The organism is Erwinia sp. Eh17-17 (assembly GCF_039675725.1).
Lineage (GTDB): Bacteria > Pseudomonadota > Gammaproteobacteria > Enterobacterales > Enterobacteriaceae > Erwinia.
In genome coordinates this window covers 1-393 of sequence record NZ_JBDFQT010000040.1, presented here as the reverse complement: position 1 = coordinate 393, position 393 = coordinate 1, and the positions used below count along the sequence as shown (strand labels likewise).

Below are 393 nucleotides of genomic sequence, written 5' to 3'. Positions count from 1 at the left end.
GATATCATCCATTGTAATGTCATATATCGTACAAATTTGAGGGCGGCGCTGTGCCAAAACTGGACGTTAGGGGAACATGGGTTCAGACGGAACGGGCAGCTCATGAAGCATGGTCTGCCCTAATCGGCCGTAAGCCAAAAGCAGCCCAACTCATGCACCTTCTGGTAGCCAATATGGGTAAGGATGGCGCAGTTGTTGTCAGCCAAGCCACGCTCGCATCACTGATGGACGTAAGCCTGAATACGGTTAAACGATCCTTGGCGGTATTGTCTGATGAGTGCTGGATCGATGTCGTTCGAGTGGGCAGTGAACGTGGCGGGGTAAATGCCTACGTTGTAAATCGGCGTGTCGCATGGGCTGATAAGCGTGATAACCAGCGCTATGCGGCCTTCG

At 52.4% G+C, this 393-nt stretch carries 1 pseudogene; it reads left to right on the top strand.

What is annotated here, in order from left to right:
* Positions 1–50: 50 nt before the first annotated feature.
* A pseudogene (locus ABEH87_RS21725) lies at positions 51–393 on the top strand (hypothetical protein); the annotation flags it as partial.